General features: G+C 53.6%; 27 protein-coding genes and 1 pseudogene. 12 read left to right on the forward strand and 16 right to left on the reverse strand.

The genetic code is table 11. The features are described 5' to 3' along the window. Positions 1-291: 291 nt before the first annotated feature. On the reverse strand, positions 292-1,149 hold the full coding sequence (locus tag AC2FNV_RS05935) for a glutathione S-transferase family protein (RefSeq protein ID WP_170606357.1): 858 nt from the start codon (positions 1,147-1,149) through the stop codon (positions 292-294). A 5-nt stretch (positions 1,150-1,154) separates the two neighbouring features. Continuing rightward, the gene (locus AC2FNV_RS05940; protein ID WP_170606359.1) at positions 1,155-1,598 is read right to left on the reverse strand and encodes a cupin domain-containing protein; all 444 of its coding nucleotides are present in this window, start codon (positions 1,596-1,598) and stop codon (positions 1,155-1,157) included. 111 nt (positions 1,599-1,709) lie between these two features. On the opposite strand from AC2FNV_RS05940, the gene AC2FNV_RS05945 reads away from it, so the two are divergent. Further along, positions 1,710-2,639: a LysR family transcriptional regulator gene (locus AC2FNV_RS05945; protein WP_170606361.1), complete on the forward strand. Its 930-nt coding sequence runs from the start codon at positions 1,710-1,712 to the stop codon at positions 2,637-2,639. Between the two features lie 231 nt (positions 2,640-2,870). Here AC2FNV_RS05945 and AC2FNV_RS05950 read toward each other — a convergent pair whose 3' ends face one another. From AC2FNV_RS05950 to AC2FNV_RS05970, 5 genes are all read right to left on the reverse strand, one after another. Further along, complete coding sequence (locus AC2FNV_RS05950; RefSeq protein WP_170606363.1) at positions 2,871-3,620, reverse strand: winged helix-turn-helix transcriptional regulator; 750 nt, start codon at positions 3,618-3,620, stop codon at positions 2,871-2,873. 292 nt (positions 3,621-3,912) lie between these two features. Then, on the reverse strand, positions 3,913-4,287 hold the full coding sequence (locus AC2FNV_RS05955) for a hypothetical protein (RefSeq protein ID WP_170610783.1): 375 nt from the start codon (positions 4,285-4,287) through the stop codon (positions 3,913-3,915). Positions 4,288-4,291: 4 nt separating this feature from the next. Continuing rightward, positions 4,292-5,017 (reverse strand): hypothetical protein, encoded by a 726-nt coding sequence (locus AC2FNV_RS05960; RefSeq protein ID WP_170606367.1) that lies wholly within the window; start codon positions 5,015-5,017, stop codon positions 4,292-4,294. Next, positions 5,017-7,455 carry a Lon protease family protein gene (locus AC2FNV_RS05965; RefSeq protein ID WP_170606369.1) on the reverse strand — a complete coding sequence of 813 codons (2,439 nt, stop codon included), beginning with the start codon at positions 7,453-7,455 and terminating at the stop codon, positions 5,017-5,019. The genes AC2FNV_RS05960 and AC2FNV_RS05965 overlap by 1 nt, the downstream gene beginning before the upstream one ends. 253 nt (positions 7,456-7,708) lie before the next feature. Continuing rightward, the gene (locus AC2FNV_RS05970) at positions 7,709-7,948 is read right to left on the reverse strand and encodes a hypothetical protein (protein ID WP_170606373.1); all 240 of its coding nucleotides are present in this window, start codon (positions 7,946-7,948) and stop codon (positions 7,709-7,711) included. An 18-nt stretch (positions 7,949-7,966) separates the two neighbouring features. Here AC2FNV_RS05970 and AC2FNV_RS05975 point away from each other — a divergent pair, with 18 nt between their 5' ends. Then, on the forward strand, positions 7,967-8,269 hold the full coding sequence (locus tag AC2FNV_RS05975; protein ID WP_170606375.1) for a hypothetical protein: 303 nt from the start codon (positions 7,967-7,969) through the stop codon (positions 8,267-8,269). A gap of 370 nt (positions 8,270-8,639) precedes the next feature. Here the strand turns inward: AC2FNV_RS05975 and AC2FNV_RS05980 are convergent. Further along, positions 8,640-8,858 (reverse strand): annotated as a pseudogene (locus AC2FNV_RS05980) (transposase); the annotation flags it as partial. After that, positions 8,855-9,157, reverse strand: a complete 303-nt coding sequence (locus AC2FNV_RS05985) for a hypothetical protein (RefSeq protein WP_170606377.1) — start codon at positions 9,155-9,157, stop codon at positions 8,855-8,857. The pseudogene AC2FNV_RS05980 and the gene AC2FNV_RS05985, both read right to left, overlap by 4 nt. Positions 9,158-9,605: 448 nt before the next feature. Between AC2FNV_RS05985 and AC2FNV_RS05990 the strand changes: the two genes are divergently transcribed. Further along, positions 9,606-9,761 carry a hypothetical protein gene (locus AC2FNV_RS05990; protein WP_170606379.1) on the forward strand — a complete coding sequence of 52 codons (156 nt, stop codon included), beginning with the start codon at positions 9,606-9,608 and terminating at the stop codon, positions 9,759-9,761. 122 nt (positions 9,762-9,883) lie between these two features. On the opposite strand, the gene AC2FNV_RS05995 is transcribed toward AC2FNV_RS05990, so the two are convergent. Next, entirely contained in the window at positions 9,884-11,473 is a 1,590-nt protein-coding gene (locus AC2FNV_RS05995; RefSeq protein ID WP_170606381.1) for a winged helix-turn-helix domain-containing tetratricopeptide repeat protein, read from the reverse strand. 177 nt (positions 11,474-11,650) lie between these two features. Between AC2FNV_RS05995 and AC2FNV_RS06000 the strand changes: the two genes are divergently transcribed. The 3 genes from AC2FNV_RS06000 to AC2FNV_RS06010 all read left to right on the forward strand — a co-directional run bounded on the left by AC2FNV_RS06000 (position 11,651) and on the right by AC2FNV_RS06010 (position 14,118). After that, positions 11,651-11,905, forward strand: coding sequence for a hypothetical protein (locus AC2FNV_RS06000; protein WP_170606383.1), 255 nt, complete (start codon positions 11,651-11,653; stop codon positions 11,903-11,905). A gap of 456 nt (positions 11,906-12,361) precedes the next feature. Continuing rightward, positions 12,362-12,757 (forward strand): rhodanese-like domain-containing protein, encoded by a 396-nt coding sequence (locus tag AC2FNV_RS06005; protein WP_170606385.1) that lies wholly within the window; start codon positions 12,362-12,364, stop codon positions 12,755-12,757. Positions 12,758-12,885: 128 nt separating this feature from the next. Next, positions 12,886-14,118 (forward strand): flavin-containing monooxygenase, encoded by a 1,233-nt coding sequence (locus AC2FNV_RS06010; protein WP_170606387.1) that lies wholly within the window; start codon positions 12,886-12,888, stop codon positions 14,116-14,118. Between the two features lie 744 nt (positions 14,119-14,862). Here AC2FNV_RS06010 and AC2FNV_RS06015 read toward each other — a convergent pair. Both AC2FNV_RS06015 and AC2FNV_RS06020 read right to left on the reverse strand, forming a co-directional pair. Continuing rightward, positions 14,863-15,423 carry a cysteine dioxygenase family protein gene (locus AC2FNV_RS06015; protein WP_170606618.1) on the reverse strand — a complete coding sequence of 187 codons (561 nt, stop codon included), beginning with the start codon at positions 15,421-15,423 and terminating at the stop codon, positions 14,863-14,865. Positions 15,424-16,144: 721 nt separating this feature from the next. Continuing rightward, positions 16,145-16,510, reverse strand: a complete 366-nt coding sequence (locus tag AC2FNV_RS06020; RefSeq protein WP_170606389.1) for a restriction endonuclease — start codon at positions 16,508-16,510, stop codon at positions 16,145-16,147. A 222-nt stretch (positions 16,511-16,732) separates the two neighbouring features. Here AC2FNV_RS06020 and AC2FNV_RS06025 point away from each other — a divergent pair, with 222 nt between their 5' ends. Genes AC2FNV_RS06025 through AC2FNV_RS06035 form a run of 3 tightly spaced genes read left to right on the forward strand, consistent with a single transcriptional unit; the run spans position 16,733 to position 18,355 of the window. Beyond that, the gene (locus tag AC2FNV_RS06025; RefSeq protein WP_170606391.1) at positions 16,733-17,170 is read left to right on the forward strand and encodes a hypothetical protein; all 438 of its coding nucleotides are present in this window, start codon (positions 16,733-16,735) and stop codon (positions 17,168-17,170) included. Continuing rightward, complete coding sequence (locus tag AC2FNV_RS06030; RefSeq protein ID WP_170610786.1) at positions 17,163-17,354, forward strand: hypothetical protein; 192 nt, start codon at positions 17,163-17,165, stop codon at positions 17,352-17,354. The genes AC2FNV_RS06025 and AC2FNV_RS06030 overlap by 8 nt, the downstream gene beginning before the upstream one ends. Then, the gene (locus tag AC2FNV_RS06035; protein ID WP_170606395.1) at positions 17,351-18,355 is read left to right on the forward strand and encodes a tyrosine-type recombinase/integrase; all 1,005 of its coding nucleotides are present in this window, start codon (positions 17,351-17,353) and stop codon (positions 18,353-18,355) included. The genes AC2FNV_RS06030 and AC2FNV_RS06035 overlap by 4 nt, the downstream gene beginning before the upstream one ends. Before the next feature lie 143 nt (positions 18,356-18,498). Here the strand turns inward: AC2FNV_RS06035 and AC2FNV_RS06040 are convergent, their stop codons facing one another. Next, on the reverse strand, positions 18,499-19,593 hold the full coding sequence (locus AC2FNV_RS06040; protein WP_496772686.1) for a tyrosine-type recombinase/integrase: 1,095 nt from the start codon (positions 19,591-19,593) through the stop codon (positions 18,499-18,501). Positions 19,594-19,846: 253 nt separating this feature from the next. Here AC2FNV_RS06040 and AC2FNV_RS06045 point away from each other — a divergent pair, with 253 nt between their 5' ends. From AC2FNV_RS06045 to AC2FNV_RS06055, 3 genes are read left to right on the forward strand one after another with little or no spacing between them, the layout of a single operon-like run. Further along, positions 19,847-20,383, forward strand: a complete 537-nt coding sequence (locus AC2FNV_RS06045; protein ID WP_496772688.1) for a helix-turn-helix domain-containing protein — start codon at positions 19,847-19,849, stop codon at positions 20,381-20,383. 4 nt (positions 20,384-20,387) lie between these two features. Beyond that, the gene (locus AC2FNV_RS06050) at positions 20,388-20,684 is read left to right on the forward strand and encodes a hypothetical protein (protein ID WP_496772690.1); all 297 of its coding nucleotides are present in this window, start codon (positions 20,388-20,390) and stop codon (positions 20,682-20,684) included. A 4-nt stretch (positions 20,685-20,688) separates the two neighbouring features. Then, positions 20,689-21,588 (forward strand): HNH endonuclease, encoded by a 900-nt coding sequence (locus AC2FNV_RS06055; protein WP_496772692.1) that lies wholly within the window; start codon positions 20,689-20,691, stop codon positions 21,586-21,588. A 32-nt stretch (positions 21,589-21,620) separates the two neighbouring features. Here AC2FNV_RS06055 and AC2FNV_RS06060 read toward each other — a convergent pair whose 3' ends face one another. The 3 genes from AC2FNV_RS06060 to AC2FNV_RS06070 all read right to left on the reverse strand — a co-directional run bounded on the left by AC2FNV_RS06060 (position 21,621) and on the right by AC2FNV_RS06070 (position 24,391). Continuing rightward, positions 21,621-21,779 carry a hypothetical protein gene (locus tag AC2FNV_RS06060; protein ID WP_496772694.1) on the reverse strand — a complete coding sequence of 53 codons (159 nt, stop codon included), beginning with the start codon at positions 21,777-21,779 and terminating at the stop codon, positions 21,621-21,623. Positions 21,780-22,247: 468 nt separating this feature from the next. Then, entirely contained in the window at positions 22,248-23,339 is a 1,092-nt protein-coding gene (locus AC2FNV_RS06065; protein ID WP_496772696.1) for an ABC transporter ATP-binding protein, read from the reverse strand. Continuing rightward, positions 23,339-24,391, reverse strand: a complete 1,053-nt coding sequence (locus tag AC2FNV_RS06070) for an ABC transporter ATP-binding protein (RefSeq protein ID WP_496772698.1) — start codon at positions 24,389-24,391, stop codon at positions 23,339-23,341. Before AC2FNV_RS06070 ends, AC2FNV_RS06065 begins: the two co-directional genes overlap by 1 nt. Between the last annotated feature and the right edge of the window lie 4 nt (positions 24,392-24,395).

The following is a 24,395-nucleotide window of genomic DNA, read 5'->3' on the forward strand; positions in this document are numbered from 1 at the left end:
TTTCAGGAACCAGCGCATCTGATAGTCTGATGCAATTCGGATGCCTGTGAACGCGAGACCGTTAGGCGTCGATCGAATGCGAATGCCTGCAAGGCGGAATGCAAACGCAGCAATTCGTCGTATCGATGGATGGCGGCTATGGGCCAGAACCTCCAGTTTCTTGGATCGGACCGAAGATCGGCTTTGTCCGCAAAACAGACGCTCACGAAAATTCTGCGAATGACCGCACCGAGCCCAAATCGGACACCTATCCGGCTGGTACAGCTAGACAGATGTCCGAATTGGCATTCGTTAGCCAGATGTCGGGTGGGCGTAAGTTTGATCGGAATTGGCATCAGCGAGGATTGCGCCAATATCGACAAGCCCCAAATCGACGTCGGTGGCCGACGTTCCATATTTGTCGCGTGGTGGCATAGGGCGCGATTGCCATTCAGGTTGGAAGGCAAAGCTGGACACAGATCGTCCTTCAACCAGCGCACCATTTCCCGCGCCCAATGCATAGTCATAGTACAGTTTGACAATCTCTTCTTCGTTGACCTGGCCTGTGGCCTCGTGGGCCATGCAAGCGGCGTGCCATTTTTTGACACGTGCATATTCCGGCCCGACAGGCAGCTCAAAACCCTCGTAGTAATCCAGGAACCAGAAGCGTTTGAAGACAGGCGCAAATACGGCTTCGGCCAAACCGAACTCCTCAAACAAGAAGGTCCCATCCGGGTTATGTTCCATCAGAAAGTCATTCAGGTCCCGGTACAGTGAGAGCAATTTGTCATTGTGGGCCTCTTTCTGTGCCCGGTCCTGGTTCATGACATAGATATAGCCCGCCATGGTGAAGGGGCCTTCTTTGGCAATCAGCATGCTTTCGATCGCATGTTCGCGAGGATCGGCGCGGCGAAGCCGTGGCCCCTCCAGAACTTCATCAAGATAACGCAGGATCACCAAGCTTTCCTTGATGATGTGACCTTCTTCCGTTTCCAATACCGGCAGGGCGGTTGTCCCACGGGTTTTTCGCAAGAGCTCGGGGTCACGTGGTTTGGTGATGTCGACAACTCTGAACTCGACCGCGTTCTGCAAACCGCGAAGTTCCAAAAGGATTTCGAGCCGTTGGGAGAATGGGCAAACTGGAATGTGATATACAATGTGCTTGTTCATGGAGCTCAATCCAATGGCGGACCGGTGAAGGTCATGTTGTGTTTGGTGGCAGAGGCTTCGATGACCGGCATATCCTCGGGGATTTGGCACTGTCCATCCGCCATGTCCTGAAAGAACCCCTCAAAGCCGCCCGGGGTCAGAATAACGAGATGGCGAGACGGTTCGTCGCCGATCACCTTGAATGTGTGTTCCTTTCCGCGCGGGATGAAGACGCTTTCCCCCGGACCCGCAATCGTCTCGATCCCTTCGATCCAGATTTTGCAGGTTCCCGTGATCATTACGAATGTTTCGTCTTCATTGTGATGAACGTGGCGGGGCGGTCCGCTGCCGACGGGCGACAGGCTGTCGACGATCGACATGGCCCCACCGGTTTCTTCCACCGTCAGGATGGTATTGTAACGGACGCCAAGCCATTCGATAGTGGCGTCATCAGTCATCAAATCTTTCATCGTTTCAGTCCCCGTTCTTGAGATGAAACGAAAGCGCTTTCGTTGGTTTCATTTTACCGGGATTATTCGGTATCACTCCAACGAAAGTTCAAAATACAGGGTATCACCAACGTGAATTTCGCAACGCTTGACCTTAATTTGCTCAGAATTCTGGACGCTATTCTTCGCGAAGGGTCGACGACTAAGGCCGGCGAAAGGCTGGGGTTGTCGCAATCTGCGGTGTCCAATGCCCTGAACCGGCTGCGACATTCCTTAGATGACACCCTGTTTGTCCGACATGGGAACAAGTTGGTCCCAACCGATTTCGCCGCTTCGATCAAATATGGCTTGCGCGAAGAACTCAACCGGCTGGAAGGATTGCTAACCCCACCCGACGATTTCGATCCTCTGCAGGCACAGGGCAACTTCAAAATCTCGGCAAGCGATTTCTTTGCAGAACTCCTGATGCCAGCGCTTGGCGCCCACCTCAGTCATAATGCACCGGGAATAACCGCCCAGTTGGTCGATCTGGTTCCCTACAATTACGTCGAAAGCCTTGACCGATATCAGGCCGACGTCGCCCTTATTCCGGATACGGAACTGCCAGAGTGGATAAATCACGAACCTCTGTTCCATTCGTCTTTTTCCGTCATTGGCAGAGCCACAAATCCCGCGCTTTCAAGCTTTGTTAGCGGCGGTGAAATGTCTTTGGAAACTTTTTGCGACTTGTCCCATGTCCTGTTTTCTCCTGAGGGCAAAATGTCGGCCATGGGGGATGCAGCCTTGGCAAAGGTCGGACGAAAACGTCAGGTCGCCATGACTTTGCCGGTGTTTTCGGGCGTGTGCAGAACCGTCAGCGAAAGCGATCTTATCGCGCTGGTGCCGACGCAACTGGCCCAAAAGGTCTCGATAGGATTTGACCTTAAACATTTCACGCCACCGTTCGAAATCGCTCCTGCCTTGATCATCGCGATTTGGCACAAAAGATCTGATGAAAATCCGATGGCAAAATGGATGCGCCAGCAGGTCTTTCAACTTATGAAGCCATTGGAAGAGAGTTAGCTACAGGTGCGGACCCTCTCGAAAGAACGGGAAGCGTCCGCTTCGTCCGCAACTCTGCTGTTCAGCAGATTTCAGCGAACGTCCACTGCCGTTCAATGCAGACCTTCAGGCGAAAATCCTCGGAATGACCACCAACAATGACCGCTATCCGTTCCTAAGCCGTCATCTGACTGAAAGACTCGGATGACTGCCTCGAGCCCATATATGCCGTCAAATGCATTTATTCGCAGGTTAGGCTCTTGCTCTGAATGCGTCGTGGGTCTCCATTGGCGTTGAGTCCTCATCAAGCAGTTTAACCTTGTGTGGTTCAAGGTTGGTCCGGTGGTAAAGCCATTTATCCATCGTGCGGGCCAACAGCGCGTCACCGCTCAGGAAAAGCCGACCAGCATCCAATTCACGTGAAATTGTGGTGCGATTCATGATGATGGCTGCGAGTGAAATGCGATCGGTCTCTACGTAAAGGTCAACGTCAAATCCGGGAATGCTGGAGCATATTTCAACATCCATCTTTGGCCTGATCAACGCCCAGTATGTATCGTACTCCAGGTTCGGGTCACTGAACCTAAACTGAATGACTACTTGGCGGTTTGGCAACTGATCTGTGGAGATCAACCCCCTCATTTGCCACATCAAGGTAGATACGTCCGTGTCCTGTAGAGCTTGCCTCGCCTCAATGTTACACTGCGCCCATTCTCCAAGCGCCAACAGGGCGGGTTCGAGATCAATTGCGCGCTGAGTGCGAAGGTAATCCACCTGGCCAGTTGCAGGATCTTCAATTCGTTCGATCAACCCCTGTTTTTCAAGCTCCTTGAGGCGCTTGGTCAATAGTGCCGGTGAGATGTTGCCAACACCGCGTTTGATGTCGTTGAAGCGGGTGGAACCAGCCCACATTTCCGAAAGTATCGGGATCGTCCAACGCGGTTCGAGGACTTCGCAGGCATGCGAGATCGAGCAGACTATTCCATATGGCTGTGTTTTCATGCGCGTATCTCCCTTTGGATCAAGACTACACGATCTGAGGCGCACCCATCCAGTTCACAATCTGTACTGGAGGCAGTTCATGATCTGCACTAGCCGCAAACCGGACAAGTTCGGCAAGCTCAGGGCATCTCGAAACCATCCAATGAGGATCGAAAAGATGACAACCTTCAACACCAACACAACCTTTTCTACCACACAAATCACTTCCTCCCTACGCCGGTTCGCACACTGGGGTTGGTCCTACGTTGTAGAAATCCGCGCACGCCGGGTGCAGGCTGCTTCTCTGAGCCGCCTAAAAGAACGCGACCTGCGCGACATCGGCCTCATTGAGAATGACATCTCCACCGCAAACCATATGCCGCTCGAAGCGGATGCTGCCTCTGCTTTGCGCCGCGCTCGTCTTGACCGTAGTAAAAATTGGTAACTTTGGCTCAAATCGAAAATGCGGGTACATCTGAGCGGCGGGTTTGTCCGCAGAGCAGTCATTCACTGAATTCTGCCGAACGTCTGCTCCGAGCCCGTTCCAGTCATTGGTCCTAACTGCGCCATCATCTAAAAAGAGCGAAAGGTCCTCACTTGGCACACGTACGCTTTGAACTGAAATTTTGTAGAACGTGGACATCCAGGTATGAACGGTCCGTGCGAAAATCAGACCGCCTTCAACCATGCGCTCAAACTCCCAATCCTTGACCATCCGCATCTTCGACCAGGGCAGGGTGCCTTGTCCGGTTGGCCCCGATGACGACAACGGGGCAGCGTGCCGCAGAAACCAGTCGCCTGAGGTCTTCTTCGCTCGTGAGTGGCCCCACGTTGAGATCGACAACAATCGCCGCGGTACGGCTTCGATCCACTCGACTAAAAATTTCTTCTGCGTCCACATCCCCCGCCTCGATCTCAAGGACCGAAGTCTCAGACGCTTTGGCGAGTGCCTGCGCTAAATTCAAAGCGGTCGCCGAGTGTATTTTCGCCGCTCCCAGAAGTAAAACTTTGCCGTTAAACCCAAGCATCGGACGTTGACAAAGCAGCAAGACGTCATCCCCCGCTGTGGCGGCACAGGCGCAGGCCACAAGATCGCCTTCGGCGACCTCGCAGCTCCAACGAGTGGACCGCTCGGCAGCAAGCTGGGACATTAGGGTCCTTAGTGCGCGCGCTTCGCTTTTTGAGACTTGTTGCAGTTTCTCATCGGAAGGAATGTCCTGAAGCGCACCGCCTTTGGAGACGATCCTGTGTCCCGTACCGGTTGCAAAGTTTGAAATCCTCATTTCGACGAGAAGTCCCGCCGGCACAACTTGTAGTCGTTCCAGTATCAATCGGGCGAACGACATTGTCGCCTCCACATCGGCAAGGCTGATGCCTGCGACCAGAAGATGGCTCTCGGGCAAAGCGTTTTCATTCATCACCGATCCCCAGCCTCGCTCGAGTCATTGCGCGACGCGAAAGCCTTTCGATCCTTCGCGAAGCCGCGAAGCCGTTCTTCGACTTCGGCATTCACGCTTCCGTTTGGGAAATTGCCGCCATCTTCTCTTTCCCCTGCCAGGCAGCCGGTCAGGATTTCGACGCCTTCGTCCACGGTCGTGATCGGGATGATCCGGAAGGTGCCATTGTTAACTGCATCGACGACACGGTCACGCAACATAAGATGCTCGATATTCGACGCGGGGATAATGACCCCTTGGTTCCCCGTCAGGCCACGCTCGGCGCAGACATCGAAGAAGCCTTCGATTTTCTCGTTTACGCCGCCAATTGCCTGCACCTCGCCTAGCTGATTGACTGATCCGGTAATCGCGTGGTCTTGCCTGAGCGCCCTACCTGAAAGCGCCGAAAGCAAGGCAATGAGTTCCGCGCAGGACGCACTGTCGCCATCGACCCCGCCATAGCTCTGCTCAAAAACAAGGCTGGCCTGCAAAGAAAAGGGCACGTCGAGCGCGAAGGTTGACGTGAGATACCCAGCCAGAATCATCACACCTTTGGAATGAAGAGCGCCGCCGAGTTCGACCTCTCTCTCAATGTCGATCAGCTTTCCCGCTCCCAGCCGGACCCGCGCTGTGATCCGCGACGGCCTGCCAAACCTATGCGTGCCCGTCTCGATTACGGACAACCCATTTATTTGACCAATCCTTTTGCCATCGGAGTCGATCAGTATTGTTCGCCGTGAAATCGCTTCCTGAAACCGTTCCTGCACGCGCGAGGCACGCCGCTCGCGCTCCTGCACGGCGCGTTCAATGTCGACGTCATTAATTGTCGAATTTCCATCCGCGCGAGCGTAGTGTTCCGCTTCGCGCAGGAGGTCCGTCAGCAAGCCTAATCGCAGCGTCAGCTTCCTCGCATCGTCGGCGATCCGCGTGGCTTCGTCCATAAGCCTGGCGGTGCCAACATCTGATATCGGAAGCAGGTGGTTCTGCCGGACGAAGGCGCGAATGATTGATGCTATGCCGGCCAAGGTTTCGTCGCTACGTTCCACGGCGCCTTCGAAATCCGCCTGCACCTTGAAAAGTTCGGAAAATTCCGAGTCCAGTGCGACAAGCAGGGCGTGCAACATACGGTCGCCAACAAGAACCACCCTCACGTCGAGAGGAATAGGTTCTGGCTCCAGCGACGTCGTTGAGAAAAGACTCATCCGATCCGCAAGAGAGGTAATTGAGATGGATCGTTTCTTCAGGCAACGCTTCAGCGCGTCCCAAGCATAGGGTTCGCCGAGAAGTCGTCGCGCGTCGACAAGGAGGTACCCCCCATTCGCGAGGTGCAGCGCCCCGGGACGTATGAGCGAAAAATCCGTAACCAGTGAGCCCATCTGGGATAAGTGCTCAATCCGCCCGGCCAGCCGCTCCAGCGTAGGAAGGTCCTCTACAACTACGGGCGCGGCAGAGTCCTTCTCTGGGTCGTGGGAGACGATAACGTTGACCTCGTAACGGCGGAAGATCGGGTCCAGATGCGACTTTCCAACTGCTTCAGGAAAGGGGCCGGCTTGCCTCCGTGACGCAGCCTGCAAAAAGATTTCGGGGTTCTCGATCATGTCTTTTCGAACCCGGGCAAGATATTTCGTAGCGCCTTCAATCTGATTTAGGGCCACCTCCGCCTCGCTGATCCTGCCAGAAACCGCGCGCTCCGCCATCTCGGCATTCAGGGCAACGACACGCGCGCGGTGTTCACGTTCCAGTTTTGAGGCATCTCTCAGGATCTCGGAAAGTTCATCCTGGTAGCTTTCCACCTTTTCTTCAATGTAAACTTTCTCGTCTTTGGCCAGCTTCTTGAAATCCTCGGTTTTCAGGACTTGCCCGTCGCGAGTGGCGGCGACCATGAAACCCATTGGTGTCCTGATCAATGTGATATTCTCCGCGCGGGCGCGCTCGGTGAGATCGGCCATCGACTGTTCGTGACGATCGCTATACTCCTCTTCAATCGACCGCCTCTGAGTTTGGTACTCGTCGGATTCGAAAAGGGCTGGCACGTCTGCGGCCAGATCGTCGATTATGCTCTCCATCTCGATTTTCAGACGACTCGCCATGCCAAACGGTAGTTTGAGCGCGTTCGGTTTGTGCGGAGTGTCGAAATTGTTGACATATGCCCAATCACAAGGGGGGGTACGGGTTTCAGCATGAGCGCGCAGGGCTTGTTCGACCGCTGTATGACGCCCGGTACCTTTCGGCCCCAGCACGAAGAGGTTGAAGTCCTCGTGGCGAATCTCGACTGCCAGCCGCAAGGCGCGAAGTGCGCGTTCCTGCCCGACAAGTCGTTCTTCGCCAGCACTCTCGGTTCTGCCAACTTGAAGAATTGCAGGATCACATTTTTGGCGGAGCATCTCTGCCGGTAATGCGCTTGGCGCTCGGGTTACCATCTCAGTCCCCCTAAGAATTTTCAGTCAGAATCTATCTTATCATTTGTAAACAGGCGGACGTTGATTTCCATCAAGGGCTTTGTTTCCATTGATTACGAGCGGTTTGCTTGTCAGAACATTCCAGTCCTGTTCGCGAGCCAACAGTGCGATATGAAAAGCGACGCGTGCAACATAGTCGGCATTATCGCGACATGCCGCCGAAAACTGCCTCATGGAACCGCAAATGCGCGGATCCGGTAAAAACGGTAAGGTCTCAACTTGTTTCCACCTGTCGCCTGGCCAGAGTTTCGGCAGCACTCAATTCTAGTGGCGGAGACTGAAAGATCAACTTGGGCACGCCATAACTCGATAGCGTCACGGCCGGTTCCTTTGCAAGCGCGGCCTGCCACTCGGACGCATCCACAATTGAAATTTCAATCTTCTGCGCTTCCGAATTTAGTGGATAGTTGCGCCGCGCCTCGCGCAGGATTTTATTCCGAAAGCGCAACTGCACCGAAGCTACGTCCTATTCATGCGTGCCGTATACTTCAGTATCGTGTATTCTTTCCAGGAGTGTCTCGATATCCTCGCTTTCATGCAGCCGGATTTCTCGGCCCGTGGAAAGAAGGATCACCCGGACTCCCGAATTATTACCGCTGATGGCGACAATGTGCCGGACGTTGACGACGTGTCCCGTGAGATCCTCGTCAATGATTTCAATCATTCGTATCATGTTTTTGCCATTGATCTACCGGCTGTTTACCGTGTCCCAGAGTGCGATCACGACATTTGCAAACCTGACCTCAACGCGACCTCCCGGCAAGTGCTTCCATAGAACTATCGGAGAAAACCTGGTTTTAAAGGGCTTCGCTCAACGCGGCAGAGAGCTCGCATTGCGCAATGCTGGGTGACAAAAAATGGACTTGAGACCGGTGTAAGTAGAACTGATTCGACAAAATGCACGAAGACGAAGCTTCCGCCTGCAAACATTCTTGGAGTGACAGCGAAGTCCGCACAATGGTCATTCGTCGCGATTGAGTGAATGACCGCGTCGAGCTCAAATGTATGAACCGGCTGCTGTTCACAAGTGAGATTTTGCGTGTTCTCGGAAGTCGCTGATACGTATCCGATCTTTTGATCGGTACGCAGGCCGTGGCCATTTTGGGGTTACGCGTGCACCTTGGTCTCATTAGCGGACAGGCCGGGATGAGCTTGTCGAGTGTTAGGTCAGAAACGGCCTTCCGCAGACGCTCATTCTCCTTCTGCAAACGCTTGAGTTCCTTTAGTTGATCGGTTCCCATCCCACCATATTGCTTGCGCCACCGGTAATAGGTTTGTTCCGTTATGCGAACCTCGCGGATCGCATCTGCACGCATCATTCCCTGGCCGACAAGCACATCAACTTGCCGCAGCTTCTGAACTATTTCCTCTGGCTTGTGTCGAAGTCAGTTTCCTCGTGTTCCTCAAAGTCGAAAACTCGATGATTGAAAGGGTTTTCAAGCGTTTCCAGCCCGTTAGCAGTGTGTCCGCAATCACCGCATTGCCAATCGGACAACTCATCGAACGTACTTGGTCCGCCATCGCAGACATTGGAGAAAGACTGGCCCGAGATGTCGACGTTCTCTGAACCACAAATTGGGCAACGCCATTCAATACTGAATGAGACGCGCACTGGGTTTTCGTTTCCAATGGGTCCAAAGGAACCGCTATATTTCTTAATCATGCCTGAAAGCTACCAGCTACGAATGACCAAGAGAAGTCACTTGCTCTCAAGGCGTTTCGGTTGACACGAAATCACAAGTCTTTTGCTCATCTTCGAAAGCCGGTCTTTTGGTTGAGAGGTATCGGATACCCGGCGCACTTTGAATTGCGACGGTTAACAAAAGTTAATCTGAAGCCAACTCAAACAGAAAGTTCAGCGCCCATTTTCGAATAAGCCAATTTACTAATCGCTTAGCTCGAGGATAAACCATGGCGCACGGATTGAGTGTAGACATAGCCCTTTGTGCTAAGAAAATTTCTTCAGAAGGGATTGAAGCTGACTTTCAACATCATGCCAAAGACGTTTGTAGAGCAATGGGGTTCCCCAAGAGCAGGGGTTAGGTTTCCGCTTATCTAATCGAATACAGCCCCCTATCAATGTTTGGTCGGAAAGATGGGATGAAGATGAAATGCGGCAAACGGCCGATCCGTCCGCAAAGTGGAAGTTCAAGCAAGGTGCAGCGAATGTCCGCTGCGATCTCAAAGCAGGCGCTGATCCAACATTTTTGTGCGGCGTTGCAGCTAACGACGGCTTTAAGGCCAAAGGCGACGTTCTAGTGGATTGATGCCGTCCGCAGTGAGTACGAAACGCAAAAACGCCGTGCAGAATGCGGCGCAGACCAAATTTCGATCAGGAGCCGAGCCATCCGCGGTAGCTTTTCCGCCAGAACTTTACACTTAAATTTTGTCAATCCGGCACGCCGGCGGCTCGGAGACCCTCGGAATATTCTGAGCGAAGTGAGGGGTCGCGGATCAACTCGTTTGAACGCAAGATTGCATCTACCGTATCCGGTGCACCGAGGGCCAAAGCCTCCTCCAGTTCCCATTCCGCGTCCTCGGTTTGTCCGGCCCGAGCAAGTGCAGCTGCCAGCCAAATTCTGGAAAAATGCGCAGTCGGATTCATTTCGGCGGACATTGTAAAATCGACAATTGCTGCATCGTAATTTCCTTCAAAATACGAAATGATTCCGCGGTTGCGGATATACCAGGAAGGTGGCTTCTGGTTCAAACCGAAGGCTTTTTCGATCGAATTGCGCGAAGCGTCGTATTCACCGTTTCCAATTTTCAAAAGTGCTAAGAAAGCATAAGCGTCAGGGTAATCCGGCTCGAGTGTGATCGCGTGCTCAAGATGATTAATTGCGCGTGCCGCACTTTCGTTGCTGCCATCTACGCGGGACAAAATTCGGGCAAGCGACCAGTGCGCAAAGGGGTTTTCCGGATCAAGCCGCGTGGCGCGCTCCGCCATTTCGAGAGCAAGTGCTCGATCTCCTTCGGCAGAGGCACTCCATCCATACCGTGACATGAAATCATACATGTTGGCGAGACGCGCGTACGCATCACCATAGGATGGATCAATATCGATCGCGCGTTTGTACAACTCGATCGCCTCAACAACCCCTGAGTGCGTCAGACTTGCCTCGAAATAACGCCCCTGCAAGAGCATTTCATACGCGCGAACATCAGCGGGACGGGCTGCGTATGCTTCATTTAGGCCGAATTCGGCCAACAGCTCGCCGAGAATTCGCTCCCTCAGGTCATCTTGCAGGTCAAAAAGTTCGCCAATTTCTCGATCGAAACGCTCTGCCCAAACGGTAGCACCGGTGCTGGTGTCGACAAGCTGTACACTTATTCTAATGCGTTCGCGGTCCCGTTGGACGCTTCCATCGATAATGTGAGATGCACCAAGCTCTTCACGTATCTTTTCCGCGGCGTCATCGAATTGTCGATAACTGAAAGTGGCGCTGCGAGACAGTACTGTCAGTTCGTTATTGTGAGAAAGATCAGTCAGCAAGTCCTCAGCCAGACCGACGGACAAATATTCTTGTCCAGTGTTTTCGCTCAGATTGGCGAATGGGAGTACCGCTAAAGTCACTGGGCCGTCCAGCGTCGTATCCAAAGGTCGCAAGTACAAGATTGTTCCTGCAACCAAGAGAACCACCGCGGCAGTCGCCACAAAAAAAGCGTTTCTCAGGCGTTTTTGATTTTGCCTCGCAGACAACCCGGATTTTACCTCCGCTTCGAAATTGTGCCCCGGGGAAGCCATGAGTTTGTAGCCATGTTTTGGGACGGTCACCAACAGTTTGCTATTCGATGGGCCGAGCGCCCGACGAATTTCCGAAATGCATTGCACGAGGCTATCGTCTGTTACGTGGGTGTCTGTCCAGACTGAGTTCAGTAGATCGTTTTTTGTAACGAGCTGACCTGGATTGGCGGCTAATCTTTTCAGGACACGTGCCGTTTGGGGGCGGAGTGTCACGTTCAAACCGCCGTCGGACATTAGGACCCCGGTTTCTACGTCGAATCTAATAGATCCTAACAGAAGGATATTTTCAGTTTTCGCCAAATTTCGTGCCGGCTTTCGTGACTTTCGTGACCTGGGACAGGTTTCCTATCGGCATTCGCTCTGCGACCTAGCAAACGGTACCGGGCCACACAAAATTTTAAGGAGAATACTATGTCCAAGGCAATTACTTTTTGCGCCATCCTCGCAACAGTAGCTTTTCAAGAAGGTGCACAGGCTGACGAGTTCTACGATCTTTCCTTACTTCCTCCTGATGTAGCGGAACGCGTCGTCGAACTGGAAATTTACGGGGATCGGTTTGAGCCCGCCATTCGCGCAGTCCTTGCCGAGGCGACAAAACCCTTTTGGGCTCCTGCTGACTGTGGTGTTCTCAAGCAAGATGACGCCAGTGCAGAGCCACAAGGTTGACTCAGGGTGTTTTGATCTGCTGACTACCAGCACCGCATAGCAGCCAACGGCTGCTTTGTCCGCAAGGCAGACGTTCACGCAATTTTGCCGAATGACCGCGACGAGCCCAAAACAGCCTTTCATAGTGGAAACCGAAGTTTACAAATAGTCACTCTCCAGGTCGGATTCGGTGAATTACGCCAAATCTGCTATCCTCGGTTAGAACTTTGGGGAGGGAAGTAATGGCGAACGCATTTTCATATGCTTGTAGGGATTGCGAGGGCATGGAGGCGTGTCCCGCAAGCGTAGTCGCCGAGACCAAGGACGAAGTTTAGAAACTCATGGAACTTCATGCGCAAGTTGCACATGACGAGAATCCCGCTCAATGGGATGGTGAGACAAGGGAATATCTGGCGACTTTGATCAGACCCGTGAGTGTTTAGAAACTTGCACCCACCCAGCCAAAGGGAGGTCGATATGGCGCGCACGTTTGCGCAGATGGAAGAAAAGGAGATCTCGGCCGCAGAAGGCATTTCCGCGGAGGATGCACTCGCAACATTGAAGAGTGACCAAAACGCACTCTTGGTAGACGTGAGGGATACCGCGGAAATGGAATCCACCGGTGTCTATCCAAATTCCATTGCCGCACCCGGCCGCGCAATTGCCTGGATGGCAGACCTGGAGAGCGAGTATCGGAGTCCGGAATTGCAGGACCGGACCAAGACAATCTTTACAACGTGCGGAGGGGCTCCAAGCTATCGAGGTGCCGCTGCAGCGAACGTCTTAACTTCAATGGGTTTCAAACACGTCCGATTTGTCGACGGGGGGATGGCTGCTTTAGTCAATGCTGGGGCGGCAACCCGACAACCTTGATGTCTCTACGTCTGCAATGCTGCCGCTCAAGCGACCTGCACCGAGTGACCGCGTCAAGCCCCATGCCGATATCAGTAAGTTGAAGCGTCAAGCTGTAAGAGATAAAATTTATAAAAAGGTTAGCTGTTATGCGTACCTTGATTGACACAGTGGTTGTGGGCGGAGGGCAAGCCGGTCTTTCCGTCAGCTGGCATTTAAAGCAGGCTGGACGTGATCACGTTGTTTTAGACCGAGGGCAAATTGGCGATACTTGGCGTAACCGCTGGGATAGCTTCTGTCTTGTGTCGCCTAACAAACTCTGCCGACTTCCGGGTTTCCATTACAAGGGCGACGATCCTGATGGTTTCATGCTCCGCGATGAGATCGTGAACTACATCGAAGAATATGCGAGAAGTTTTCATCCGCCCTACAGAGCTGGCGTTGAGGTAACTAGGGTCGAAGCCGGCTCGGGGCCAAGTCGGTTCAAATTGTCAACGTCGGACGGCGTAATCGGAGCGCAGAACATAGTTGTCACCGTTGGCACTCATCAACACCCGAACATCCCAGGTTGGCATCACGATTTACCTCGAGGAATTAGGGGCATACATACAAGTGATTATCGCAACTCTGCGAGCTTGGCGGATGGTTCGGTATTCATCGTCGGCAGTGGCCAATCAGGGTGTCAGGTTGCCGAGGACCTGCATTTATCAGGTCGAGACGTCTACCTTGCCGTTGGAAGCGCTGGCCGCATCCCACGCCGCTATAGAGGTCGCGACATTTTTGAATGGGACTTGGCGACTGGGTACATGAGTATGGCGGTGAAAGAGCATCCCAAAGGGACGGCTATCCGGTTTAAGGCTCATCCACATCTCTCTGGACGAGATGGTGGACGTACGATTGATCTGCGTCAGATGGCTCTGGACGGGGTCAAGTTGCACAGTAGGGTTGAAGGTGTTCAAAACGGGTGCCTAATGCTGGCGGGCGGACTTGAAGAGACACTCAAAGCGGTAGACGAGGTATGCAATGCGGAGATGGAAAGCATCGACAAATTCATTGCAGAGAATGGGCTGTATGACCCCGACGAGGTTGTAGTCCCGGTTAATTGGCAGCCGAACCCCGAACCGCCGTTCTTCGACTTGGCCGCGGCGAATGTCTCGACAGTCATTTACGCTACGGGGTTTCACCGAGATTTTGGATGGATCGACTTGCCAATCTTCGATGGCAGCGGTTACCCGCTCCATGAGCGAGGCGTTACGAATATAGCCGGCCTGTACTTCTGCGGACTACATTGGATGCACACACAAGGATCGGGCCTTTTTTATGGCGTTGGCGAGGACGCGGAGTACGTAGTTAATCATCTGACTTCCGCTACCGACAAATAGCCCAAATCGCGATAGCGTCTCCGGCAAACAACTAAACTTCATTGTTGGGAAGTGCACATCGCGAACGACTGGTTTGTCCGCATAGCAGTCGTTCATTCCAGGCGATACGAAAGTCCGCTTTCTTTCTTCTGCCAGAATGTCCAGTCGGTGAACTTAAGTTCATTTATTCTGTCCAACAGCTCTTCTAAAATTTTCATCAGGGTTCCACAAAGAAACATACTTATATTCTAAGACTACGATAGGCGTAGCCGACTGTACGCGACGGTCACGGAGCAGAACTTAATAGTTGCAAACGTCACAAATCGCTGCGTCTGGCGTCACTGTCCCCTCAGACCTAAGGAATGGATTATTGCAATGTAAACATACCGCGTATTCGGTCACGTTTCCGGTAGTCTGCGGTTGTTCAGAGGAGCTCGACGAAGAGCGTCCTTCACGGGCGCGCTTTTCCTCCAACCACTTCTTTCTTTCAGCTTCTGTGAAACTCATCAGCGTTCTCCTTTACGCGGCAATAACTTCTCTCCACGTCGCAATTTCCCATTCAATCCAAACTCGACAACTCAACTACGATTTGAATGCGGTCTGATTATGGCACCAATCTCCGTTAAAAGTCGGTTAGCTGTCTCTAGGACTATTTTTGCGCATGGCGGAAACAGCCTTAGGAAGCACCTAGGTCTGCTCTGCGGTCAAAGCCGACGTTCGCGGAGGTCTGTCTTGTTGCGGTTCTGCGTTGAGATTGTTTGAGCCCTATTTTTCAATCTTTAGTATCAAGGGCGTTTCGGTTTTTGCTGTTACGTCGAAAGTCGAACGTCCCGTATGGTTGAGATGTCGCCCATAGGTGTGCAGCGAAACGGCTACTTTATCGCCGTTGTTGATCACACTATGAATATCTTCTGGCAAACAACAAACCGCTGTCCCCGGATAAAGCGTCTCTTCTTTGGTCGCTACCAAATCTGCAAACCCCGGTTGTGACCCGTCGTCCAGCCGCTTGTAATTCGTTTCGTGTTCTTGACCTTCGATCCCTGAAACAACAGCCCACGTCTTGTGGTTATGTGCTGCAACGCCTTTACCTGGAGCCCAGGCTATCGCGAAGACAGCCAGATCGTGGTTCTCCTCCTCGTGCAATAGATGCAGCCCGACGCCCTGCTGTGGATCAGTATACCGGTACTTGTCGTCGAACCAGCTCGGATCGGAAGCAAGCCTAAGCGCAAGTGGCTTGATCCTCTCCGTTATCACATTGACATCCGCTTCCTCCGCTACCACGGCCCGAATGTTCCGGACATACTCTTGGATCGAATACGCATTCATCAGAAAACCCTCCGTCGCAAGTTTGAATTCGAGGGTAACCTGAAACGCCGAAAACCCAAAGCTGACGTTCTTGCCGAGCGCATTCATAAGACAACTTGAGTGAACTCAAGTTTACCGGCTGATTTTGGTCAAAGGGTTATACTAAACCCCGGCAGTCAGAAATTTTGTGAACTTGCGTTCACTCGATATTGATAAGCGATATTCAATCGCCAAACTACCGTATCGCTGAGGTTTGATAATGCAACAGTTGCACTCGAGCTCACTGAATTCGATGTGTGCTCGCCGAAATTATGTGAGGTGAACTCAAATTCACGCGCTGAAGATAGAGAAGCACGGAGTGGAAGCGCCAGCACATCCGTTACCAGCGGAACCGGAATTGGATGGACGGCCGGGCCACCAATGACAAATTGCTCTACGAACACTCAGCGGCCTTCACTAATTCTAAACATGCAGGACCTGATCGAGAAGGTGAGTGCGAAATCGTCATGATTGCAGTGCACTTAAGTTCACCGAAGGATCAGTTAGCTAAACTCGGCTGAATACTATGTTTCAAGCGCCCCTGGCGTTAATCTGCGAGACTTGTGCAGGTCTCATTTGTCGCCATGGATCACAGCTGCTTGATCTTAATCGGCCGACTATCTAAATTTGCAGGCTTCCTTCCATTCGGCCTCTACTGCACTGGGGGGCATAGACGAACGTTGATAGACCCAGGCTACGACTGTCACAAGCAATTCCGTGTAGCGTTACCACCAAGCATGTCTGTGGTGGCCATAAGCAGCCGCCCGTGTATTCCGGCGCGGTTCGTCTCGCTGAGGAACTTGTCGATGTCAGCCTTGGTCACGTAGTAGTTCGCATCGTAGCACTTGGCTTGAACGGCCCAATGGCTCCCGTCCTTGCGCTGAAACACGAGGTCTACCCCGCAGTCCGGCCCCCACTTGTCTGGGTAGTCATCCCAGAGCCAAACCTTCTGGACCTGGGTGGACCACTTTGGGTCGTTCTTGAGGAACCACCTGCAGAAAACTTCAAAGACTTTGCCGTCATTTCCGACTTCTCTGATGCTCTTAACAAATTGGGTAAAGGTGGCCATACACAACAATAACTACCAGCGGAGTAAGAGCAACATGGACTGTTCCCTTCTTGCATGTGACGCGAACAGTTGCGCCCTGCCAATGCATAGGGCTGGCAAGACCACCAGCCAATTAGCCAGGCGGAGATGATTGACTGGGTAGGACTCAAAGTACTGCGAAAAACTGATTGCTATAGGCAATAGGTTTTGATAAGCTGTTGGTGAAAGCAAGAGGTTTTTATTATGCGCCTGGGCGTCCGAACCAAGAAAGCCTGCGAAATCGCCGAAATCGATCCAGCACGTTTCAATGAAATGGTCCACGTTGGACATTTTCCTTGCGCCCCTGAAACCCGCCCAGGGTCCGCCCGCATCTTCGACCTTGATCAAACTGTAGCTCTAACTGTTTTTGGCTACTTGCTGTCACTGTCCGTCGCACCTGACCAGGCAGGGCAAATTGCTTGTTCTGCATATCGGGTCTTTGCAGGGCAGCAAAACGTGGATCGTGTTGTTTGTCGGCGCGACGCATTTGGCGAATGGACAGTAGAGCAAGACAGCCCAATGCCGCATATGACAATGTCATCCGCGGTACGAATTGTGATCGATGTATCTGAACTGCGCGAGCAGGTCGGCGAGCAGCTTGAATGGGAGGAAAAGTTCGGACGACGGAGTGACAATGCCTAGCCCGCGCTCCCCCTCCATGCCCACCAAACGGCAGATTGAGGAGGCCCTCAAGGTCACCCGTGATTTATGCCCTGGTGCGCGGATCAAAGGAGTGGGTCCAGACGGCGTAGTTTTCGACTATCCAGACAGCAACCACATAAAGGATGAATGGGAAGGCAAATCATTCTCGGGTGATGCACCATGAAGAAGTTGCCCTATCTCCGCTCTAAATTGCGCCGTGGCCGGTGGTTCCACACCTACCGCCGCGGGAATATTGAACACTCTCTCGGTGTGCACGGCCTTCACCCTTTAGACCCCAAGGTATTGGCCGCCTGGGCTGCTGAACATGCGCGCTGGCAAGAAATGCCACCCGACACGGAAACGCCAAAAGCGGGTACAGTTGCTTGGGCCTTGGACCTCTATACTTCCGGAAATTCCGATTGGGCGAATTACGCCGAGGGTACTCGTGCGGCTCGCGCTGCTATTTTTGCACGCTATCGAAAGGCTCAAGGCGCACGCCCCATTAGCACGATCAAAGCCAAGGACATTGAGCGCGCACTTTATGCCAAAGGGGGGCATGGCGCAGTCAATGAATACAAGGCCCTCAAACCTGTTTTCGAGCATCTACGCCGCTTGGGCTTCGTCCGAAAAAACCCAATGGTTGGGATCGAATTGGATAAACCCAAAATCAAGGGGTTTGAGGTTGCCGACGCCGAAGATATCGCCGCATTCCAGGCACGTTGGCCGATAGGCACCCGTGCAAGGCTCATATTCGATCTGGCGCTCTACACCGGTGCGGCACGGTCTGATTTAGCTAATTTGGGTCGCAAGAATATCTCGGGTGATCTGTTGGTTTATAAGCGACTGAAAACCGGCACCACCGCCATAGTTCCGCTAACTGCTGAGTTACGGACGGTGATCGATAGGACACCTGAAATAGCGCCAACATTCATTCTGACTGACCGGGGAAAACCTTTCAAAGCCATCAGTCTGGGAAACGCGTTTGGAGATGCCGCTCGCGCGGCTGGAATCACTTCCCGCCTTCATGGCTTGCGCAAAGCGTTATGCGTTTACTGGGCAGAGAAAGGTATTTCGTCACGTCAAATCGCTTCGTTAGCTGGACACAACACCTTGTCGGAAGTCGAACGCTATACCCGGGCAGCGGATCGTGAACGCTTAGTGAAATTACTGGTAGAGGTAGCCTGAAATGGGACACACCTACTCTAAAATGGGACACAGCCACATAACACACTGTAAGATAGGAGAAAAAATCATGCAGTTTTCAAAATGGCGACCCCGGCAGGATTCGAACCTGCAACCTGCCCCTTAGGAGGGATGCGTTCATAGCGCTATTCCTTTTGTGATTTCTTGCTCTTGGGTGTTTGTACAGCGTCATCCTGTACGTCGTTTGTACGAAAACGGGCTCTGATGTCGGCCTCATCGGTCTCTGCGTGGGCATAGATGCGCATGGGTAAATTGGGGTCTGACCAGCGACCAGCCTTGGCTGCGGTGACCGGGTCGACACCTTGGCGCACGACTAGCTCAGTGAAGAAACCGTGCCGCCCTGCTGGGTGGGCTGAAAGGTAAGGGATGCCCGCGCGCTTGCAGATCGTCTTCCAGCGCGTGTTGTAACCGGTGGAGCTGCCATAACCAAAAACACGCGCCTTCATCAGTTTGCCAGTCTTACGGTTCTTTGGTCGCTTCGGCGGCAGTGCGAGAAGCTCGTCCATCATCTGAGGAGAGACGGTGATCCAACTTTCCGGATGTCCCTTCTGAGCCTTCACTCGGACTTTGTTTTCGTGCGGTCGAAGGTCATCGGGCTCCAGTGACACGGCCTGATCGATCCGTGTCGCCGTCTCAAACATGAAGCGGACCAGCGCAGCATTGTACGGATCAGCGACACGGCAAAAGGCTTCGATCCATTCCTTGTCGGCTGGCGTGCGCTCGACGCGGCTCAGCTTTCCTCGTCGCTTGTCCTGAGCGATCCGCTCGAACTTATCGTAGGGTTTTACCCGGATGAGCGGCGTGCCTTCCAGCTCGTGCGCGTTGTTGATCACCGCACTCGCGGGCGTCACGATTTCGCGCCACCAAGTATCGGTCGATGCTTTAGGTTTCAGCTTTGGTCCAAGGCTCTTCAATAGCGCACCAGAAATCGCGCCTAGCGACAGGTCGCCGATTGCTTCGACAATTGGGATCAACTGCTTCGCCGCTTTGGGCGACGCGTTATAGAGCATAATGGCATCGGAGAACGTCTTGCTCGGTTCGTCTCCCACAACATAGCGACGGATTTGACGTTCGGTCTCATGGTTTATCCAGTCCCGTGCGCCCTCTTCTGTAGATGCCTTAGTGCTTCGCCGGTATGGGCCGGCGATTGGCCTGCCGTTGTATTCGATCCACCCCTTGGCCCAGTAGACACGGCCCCTCTTGTAAATTTGGAGCGGCATGACTGGCCTCCTTCAAAAATCGTATCAATCTGCGCGGGCGTGATCAGCATGGTTCGCCCAAGGCGATAGAATGCGCCCGTCTCATTGGCGCGTTCGCGCAAGGTGCGCTCTGAAATGTCGATCCCCATCCCGGCCATAACTTCGACCCACTGCGCGGGTGTTCTCCCAAGCCCCAGGATCTGAGAGCTGTCTGAATAGTTGGTCTCTGCCATTTCAGTCGTCCTTGTCCGCTTAAGTTGAATCGGCGACACGCATGGAATCGCTTGTTCTGCACCTTCTGACGTGGTCAGATGTGATTAACTGTAAATGTTCGTCATTTTTTGCAAAGTTCGCTAATTTCGGCGAAGCAGTCAATTGGAAAATGCAGATGCCGCAGAAACATGCTGATCTTTTTGCTGCAATGGGTGCTCGTCTCACCATTGCCCGCAATGAAATCGGCTTTTCACAAGCGGCCATGGCGGAAGCCATCGGTGTTTCACCGCGCGCGTATCACAGCTACGAAAAGGGCCAACGCGGTATGCCTGTAGAAGCCCTGGTCGCGATGGGTGAAAGGTTCGAGGTGGACGTGCCGTGGCTACTACTGGGCACCAAATCCATTCGGGCTGGGCATGATTTCGAGGCCCTCAAACACATCGAAAGCTCACTAGATAAGCACCTCACCGACGAGGGCATAAAGATCAGAAGCGAGAAGCGCGGGGCCATCGTCGCGCGTTGGTATCAATCGCATGTCGAAGGCCGTGAAGTGACGGATGATGACGTGCACACATGGATCGAGTTGGTAAGGGAGTAATCTGGTGAACAAGGCAAGTAAACGCTGGAACATGTTGCGGCACTCAGTCTTGGAGCGCACCCGCCGTGAGGTGATTGAACCCTTTGGGCCGCTTTACCTGATCTTCCTGGGAACCAGCGTCTTCTACCTGATTGGCTTGGGTCGACTATTATTGGCACAACAGACCGCCCAATACTCAGTTTCGGCCTCCATCATGATTTTCGCCATCGCCGCCGCAGGCTTAGCACTTCCATTTTTGACAGGTGCAGTGTTGACCCTACACGCGGCCGATCGAAAATTGGAACGCCTCCAACGCGGGTGATCCGATGGCCTTCGGTATCTTCATCCATCGCAGCGACTCGATCTACGACGACATTCCCTCGGAGCGGTATCAGTTTCCAAAGCAATACCTCTCGCGTGCCCAACATTGCGAAGGGGATTGGATCGTCTACTTGGAGCCAAGCAAAGTCAAAGAGACCAAAGGGTACTTTGCTGTCGCTAGGGTCCAGGAGATCATTCCGGATCCTAGGAACCAGGACATGTTCTTGGCGGTGATCGAGCCAGGAACGTATCTTGATTTCGGCGACCCTGTTTCATTCCGAGACGAGAATTCAATCATCGAAAGAGGATTGCTGAACGATCAAGGCAAGATATCCGGACGCGCGCAGGCTGCAGTAAGAACCCTTTCAGCTGAAGACTTTGCTCGAATCGTCGATTGTGGACTTGGGCGAGATGAGGACATCCTGCCCCGCGTTGGTGACTCGATGCAGCTGCCAGGTTTTCAGGACGCGCAAACACCTTTCCAACACATGCCCGCACGGGAACGCGTCAACCATCTGACCAATCGCGCGGTTCGCGACCGCAATTTCAGAAAGAACATCCTACGCGCCTACGGCGAGCGCTGCGCCATCACCGGTCTACGTCTAATCAATGGCGGTGGCCGCGCCGAGGTGGAAGCCGCCCATATCAGACCTGTAGAGCATGACGGCCCCGACATCGTCAGCAACGGGATCGCCCTGTCCGGAACGGCGCATTGGATGTTTGATCGCGGCCTCGTTGGGTTAGCAGACGACCTGACTATTCTGGTTTCCCGTCAGAGCAACGACATCGAAGCCGTGACGTCGATGATCAACTCGACTGGCAAGATCTTGGTGCCAGACCGCCTCGCCAACCAGCCAAGGACTGAGTTTGTAACTTGGCACAGAGAAAATTGTTTTAAGCATTAAATACTCAGTGCGAACACTGAAGTAGAACGCAGCTAACGGCGGCAAAGAACCGCAATGCATTCCTCCCCACGATGACCGGCCAGAACAATACGGATCTTCTCTTTTGATAAATAGGTTTGGCGCGTCTTGTGGCAGATGTTCTTAACCACTTTGTCGGCGGCGCCTTTAGACGTAGTTGGCTTCTTCGTCATCTTGATCTCCTAATCGATAAAATGAACCAGAAATCCTCCCTTTCAGATCCTCAAATCTGTCCAACGGCTGCTGACGGCAGGCATCGATACAAGATTTCTTTAAGAAGAACATGTAGTTAGGTTATCAATCAATAAATCTTTCTTCGGGCCGGACAACTGCAAGACCGAGGTCGGTCAGTGAGCTGTAATTGGAGCGCCTGCGCGAAAGTTCGCTTTTTCCCGCATAGCAGTCACCGGCTCATCAAAAAAAATGCTGCGATCTATTGCCTCTATCCGCTTTAAAAAAGCCGCGATGCGGCATCGTGGGAATTGGTCAACACCCGGTTTTGGCCGATTGCTCACGCGAGGCTCCCTGACAAATTGATAACGTCAAGTTTTCCAAATCTGAACCCACAGCCTTACACACGTGCAAGTGATCTATGAATGAGTTGGGGCGCCAGGGCCCCCAGTCCATGGATTACCAAACGGTCAATTCGATAGACTACATTCGACACGTTGGCTCCCGTCGAACAACAACACATCATCAGGCGAAACGATCAGTCCCACCTCATCGCCCTGCATGAGCTGTTTATGACGTCGCGATTTCACTTTGAACCGCTCTCCGCCTGCGGCTCTCAGGCTAAACACGCGGTCGATCCCGAGGTATTCAATCGTCTCGATTGTGGCGCGCGCCAAATCACCAACGTCCTCGTTGAGGTGAATATGCTCAGGCCTCACGCCAACCTTTGGTATCTCGTCTTTGATCTGCGCAGGAGGCGAGATGTTTACGCCCAACGCTGGACAATACAGCCCTGCATCTTTCGGCTGCGTGGCAAAAAGATTGAGCGGCGGGGAGCCGATGAAATAGCCCACGAACTCGTTTTGCGGCCGCGCGAATAGCTCCTCGGGCGGGCCTGCTTGTTGCACGCGCCCGTCTTTCATCACGACAACCACATCAGCAAACGACATGGCCTCGGCCTGATCGTGGGTCACGAGGATCATGGTGATCCCGGTGGCGCGGTTGATCTCGCGCAGCTTTCGGCGCAGACCGAATTTCATCTGTGGATCGATGACGGTGAGCGGCTCGTCGAGCAGCACCGCGCTCACATCGTCGCGCACGAGGCCACGGCCCAGCGAGATCAGCTGTTTTTGATCCGCGCTCAGTTTGCGGGCGGGCGCGTCGAGGATGTCATCAAGCTCCAAAAGCGCGGCGATATGTGCGACGCGGTCGGCGATTTTCTCGGATGCCCAGTTGCGGCATTCCAGCGGGAAGGCGAGGTTTTGGCGCACGGTTTTGGTCGTGTAAATCACGGGAAACTGGAAGACCTGCGCGATGTTGCGCGCCGAGGTGCCCGCCTCGGTGACGTCTTTGTCGTCGAACAAAAGCTGCCCGTCGGAGGGTTTCAACAGGCCCGAAATGATGTTGAGCATGGTGGTTTTGCCACAGCCCGACGGGCCGAGCAGCGCATATGTTTTGCCGTCTTCCCAGACCAGATCGACGGGTTTGAGCGCATAATCATCGTCGCCGCGCGGGGTAATGAAATAGGAATGGCCAAGGCCTTTGAGCGTGATTTTGGCCATCAGTCAGCCCTTTCAGTGATGTTGTCGCCCGCCTGTGAGAAGAGCAGCAGCGCCTGCGGGTCGAGCGTGACGTACAGACGCGTACCCGCATGGAATTCGTGGATGCCATCGACCAGCATGACCGCTCCGCCGAAGGGAAGTTGCAGGTGGACGATGGTGTCGGAGCCAGAGAACTCCGCAAGTTTGACCGTCGCGTAAATGTCGCCGCCGATGGTGAGCGCGTCGGGGCGAATGGCGATTTGCACGGGGCCATCCTTGGGCAAGGTGAGACCCGTTGTGCCGGCGCTGGAACCGTCCGAGAACAGCAGCGCGCCGTCGCGGATCTCGCCCGCGCAGATCGAGATTGGCGGGTCGGAAATCACGCGCGCCACATCCACACTGGGCGGCGCATCAAAGAGCGCGGCGGGGTCGCCTTGCGCCACGATCCGCCCCTCATGCATGACGATCAATTCGTCGCCAAGCTGCATGGCTTCGGCCGGTTCCGTGGTCGAGTAGAGGATGATCCCTTCGGCGTTTTCATGCAGCAGGCGCGGGAATTCCTCGCGCAGCTGCTCGCGCAATTTGTAGTCGAGATTGGCCAGGGGTTCGTCCATCAAAAGGATGCGCGCGTGTTTGACGATGGCGCGCGCTAGCGCCACACGTTGCTGCTGCCCGCCCGACAATTCCGAGGGCATCCGTGCCTCGAACCCTGCAAGCCCCACGATGGCGAGCGCGTCGCGGGCTTTGGCGCGCGCGGAGGCTTTGTCGAGCTTTTTGCGGCGCAGTGGGAAGGCTACATTGTCGAGTACATCGAGGTGCGGGTAGTTGATGAACTGCTGGTAGACCATGGCCATTTCGCGTGCACGGATGGGCGTGGACACAAGGTCGGATCCGTCCAGATGGATGGCGCCCTCACTGATCGGATCAAGCCCAATCAACGTGCGCAGCAGTTCGGTTTTGCCCGCACCTGTGCGGCCCAAAATGGTGTAGATCTTGCCCGCTTCAAAAGTGGCCGTGAGCGATTTCAACGGAAGTTTGGCGTCGGGGGTGGAGAGGTTTTCGAGTGTCAGCATGGGG

It is taken from the genome of Ruegeria sp. BHSA163, assembly GCF_059613365.1.

Coding starts and splice junctions, on each gene's coding strand:
- AC2FNV_RS05985 (WP_170606377.1), bottom strand. CDS start 9,157: ATGATTAAGAAATATAGCGGTTCCTTTGGACCCATTGGAAACGAAAAC.
- AC2FNV_RS06025 (WP_170606391.1), top strand. CDS start 16,733: ATGCGCCTGGGCGTCCGAACCAAGAAAGCCTGCGAAATCGCCGAAATC.
- AC2FNV_RS06060 (WP_496772694.1), bottom strand. CDS start 21,779: ATGACGAAGAAGCCAACTACGTCTAAAGGCGCCGCCGACAAAGTGGTT.
- AC2FNV_RS05960 (WP_170606367.1), bottom strand. CDS start 5,017: ATGAATGAAAACGCTTTGCCCGAGAGCCATCTTCTGGTCGCAGGCATC.
- AC2FNV_RS05940 (WP_170606359.1), bottom strand. CDS start 1,598: ATGAAAGATTTGATGACTGATGACGCCACTATCGAATGGCTTGGCGTC.
- AC2FNV_RS05975 (WP_170606375.1), top strand. CDS start 7,967: ATGCGTGCCGTATACTTCAGTATCGTGTATTCTTTCCAGGAGTGTCTC.
- AC2FNV_RS05950 (WP_170606363.1), bottom strand. CDS start 3,620: ATGAAAACACAGCCATATGGAATAGTCTGCTCGATCTCGCATGCCTGC.
- AC2FNV_RS06030 (WP_170610786.1), top strand. CDS start 17,163: ATGCCTAGCCCGCGCTCCCCCTCCATGCCCACCAAACGGCAGATTGAG.
- AC2FNV_RS05990 (WP_170606379.1), top strand. CDS start 9,606: ATGCGGCAAACGGCCGATCCGTCCGCAAAGTGGAAGTTCAAGCAAGGT.
- AC2FNV_RS05965 (WP_170606369.1), bottom strand. CDS start 7,455: ATGGTAACCCGAGCGCCAAGCGCATTACCGGCAGAGATGCTCCGCCAA.
- AC2FNV_RS06045 (WP_496772688.1), top strand. CDS start 19,847: ATGGAATCGCTTGTTCTGCACCTTCTGACGTGGTCAGATGTGATTAAC.
- AC2FNV_RS06000 (WP_170606383.1), top strand. CDS start 11,651: ATGTCCAAGGCAATTACTTTTTGCGCCATCCTCGCAACAGTAGCTTTT.
- AC2FNV_RS05955 (WP_170610783.1), bottom strand. CDS start 4,287: ATGGTTGAAGGCGGTCTGATTTTCGCACGGACCGTTCATACCTGGATG.
- AC2FNV_RS06070 (WP_496772698.1), bottom strand. CDS start 24,391: ATGCTGACACTCGAAAACCTCTCCACCCCCGACGCCAAACTTCCGTTG.
- AC2FNV_RS06040 (WP_496772686.1), bottom strand. CDS start 19,593: ATGCCGCTCCAAATTTACAAGAGGGGCCGTGTCTACTGGGCCAAGGGG.
- AC2FNV_RS06005 (WP_170606385.1), top strand. CDS start 12,362: ATGGCGCGCACGTTTGCGCAGATGGAAGAAAAGGAGATCTCGGCCGCA.
- AC2FNV_RS06010 (WP_170606387.1), top strand. CDS start 12,886: ATGCGTACCTTGATTGACACAGTGGTTGTGGGCGGAGGGCAAGCCGGT.
- AC2FNV_RS06015 (WP_170606618.1), bottom strand. CDS start 15,423: ATGAATGCGTATTCGATCCAAGAGTATGTCCGGAACATTCGGGCCGTG.
- AC2FNV_RS05995 (WP_170606381.1), bottom strand. CDS start 11,473: ATGTCCGACGGCGGTTTGAACGTGACACTCCGCCCCCAAACGGCACGT.
- AC2FNV_RS06035 (WP_170606395.1), top strand. CDS start 17,351: ATGAAGAAGTTGCCCTATCTCCGCTCTAAATTGCGCCGTGGCCGGTGG.
- AC2FNV_RS06065 (WP_496772696.1), bottom strand. CDS start 23,339: ATGGCCAAAATCACGCTCAAAGGCCTTGGCCATTCCTATTTCATTACC.
- AC2FNV_RS05935 (WP_170606357.1), bottom strand. CDS start 1,149: ATGAACAAGCACATTGTATATCACATTCCAGTTTGCCCATTCTCCCAA.
- AC2FNV_RS06020 (WP_170606389.1), bottom strand. CDS start 16,510: ATGGCCACCTTTACCCAATTTGTTAAGAGCATCAGAGAAGTCGGAAAT.
- AC2FNV_RS06055 (WP_496772692.1), top strand. CDS start 20,689: ATGGCCTTCGGTATCTTCATCCATCGCAGCGACTCGATCTACGACGAC.